General features: G+C 56.9%; 1 protein-coding gene. It reads left to right on the top strand.

What is annotated here, in order from left to right; genetic code table 11:
• Positions 1–49 precede the first annotated feature (49 nt).
• Positions 50–1,629, top strand: a protein-coding gene (locus HMPREF3134_RS11875; protein WP_085991147.1) for an IS3-like element ISPsy31 family transposase whose coding sequence is annotated in 2 segments (ribosomal slippage) — positions 50–539 and positions 539–1,629 — 1,581 coding nt in all. Because the reading frame shifts where the segments join, the coding sequence is not laid out codon by codon here.
• Positions 1,630–1,667 lie beyond the last annotated feature (38 nt).

Here is a 1,667-nt window from a genome sequence, read left to right as displayed (position 1 = left end):
CCCCCGGTGTCAGGATAGTTGTCGCCTCTCCGGTTTTTCCTAAAAAAGCATGACCGGGGGCGGAAAGAGACTGATCGTGCCGTACTATTCGCCTGAACGCAGAGCTGCATTACTCAAGATGCTGCTCCCCCCGCTGAACCTGTCGATGGCCGAGGTTTCCCGCCGCGAAGGGGTCAGTGAAATGTCTTTGTCCAACTGGCGCAAGCAGCTCAGTTATGAAGGAAACGAAGTGTCTGAAAATACTCCCCTGACCGAAAAATGGTCAGCCGAAGCCAGGTTTGCTGTTGTGCTCGAAGCCGCCGGTTTATCCGAGATCGACCTGAGCGAGTATTGTCGCCGCAAAGGCCTTTATCCCGAGCAGATCAACGCGTGGCGACACTCGTTCATCACGGGCCAGAAGCCGGAAAAGACCCAGCAAAAAGAAGACCGTGAGCAATCTCGCAAAGACAAGAAACGCATACAGGAACTTGAGCGCGAACTGCGCCGCAAAGACAAGGCGCTCGCTGAAACCGCGGCGTTGTTGGTGCTGCGAAAAAAGCTCAACGACTACTGGGGGACCGTCGACGAGGACAACTGACGTCCTTGCCTGAGCGCCTGTTACTGATTGACTGGCTAAATACCGCTGTTGCAGAGGGAGCCCGAAAAGCAAGGGCCTGCCAGGAAATCGACCTGTCATTGCGTACCTTGCAGCGATGGACGCAGACAGACGTTTTCAAGGCTGATGCCCGCACAACGGTCACGCGGCCGACTCCGTCCAATGCACTGAGCGACGTTGAGCGCCAAGCTATTATCACACTGTGCAACAGCCCTGAGTACGCTCACCTGCCGCCCAGCCAGATCGTGCCACGGCTGGCCGATCAAGGGTGTTATCTGGCGTCGGAGGCCACGTTTTATCGCGTCTTGCGGGCCGCAGGTCAACAACAGCGTCGAGGGCGCAGTCAGCGTCCCAGACGATATGCGGCACCGACGACACATGCAGCCAAAGCGCCGAATCAGGTGTGGTCGTGGGACATTACGTACCTGCCGTCACCGATAAGGGGCAAGTATTATTACCTCTATTTGATCGAGGATATTTACAGCCGCAAGGCCGTTGGCTGGGAAGTTTACGAGATGGAAAGCGGCGAGAAAGCCGCCGCCCTGCTGCAACGCAGCGTGATAGGCGAGCAGTGTTTGCACGAGCCGCTGGTGCTGCACTCGGACAACGGTGCGCCGATGAAATCGGTGACGTTGTTAAGCAAGATGTATGAACTGGGCATCACCCCGTCGCGTGGGCGACCGCGTGTCAGCAACGACAATCCTTACTCGGAGTCGCTGTTCAGGACACTGAAATACTGCCCGCAATGGCCGCAGGACGGGTTTGCCAGCCTTGACGCGGCACGCCTCTGGGTGAGGGATTTCATGCGTTGGTACAACAATGATCATCGGCACAGCCGGATACGTTTCGTGACACCGACTGAGCGGCATCGAGGGCTGGACCATCAGATCCTGGCCAGGCGACATGAGCTGTACGAGCAAGCCAGAGAGAAAAGGCCAGAGCGGTGGTCGAGGGAGACACGCAACTGGGAACCGATCGGCACCGTGCTGTTAAACCCGGATCGAGAGCAAAACGTTGAGAAAAAAGCAGCATAGTTAGACGGTTGACGCGACAACTACCTTGAAAAACGCCG

This window comes from Staphylococcus sp. HMSC14D10 (assembly GCF_001808125.1).
In the GTDB taxonomy this organism is placed as follows: Bacteria; Bacillota; Bacilli; order Staphylococcales; family Staphylococcaceae; genus Staphylococcus; species Staphylococcus haemolyticus.
The sequence above is the reverse complement of the archived record's forward strand: the minus strand, read 5'-3'. Positions and strand labels throughout refer to the sequence as shown.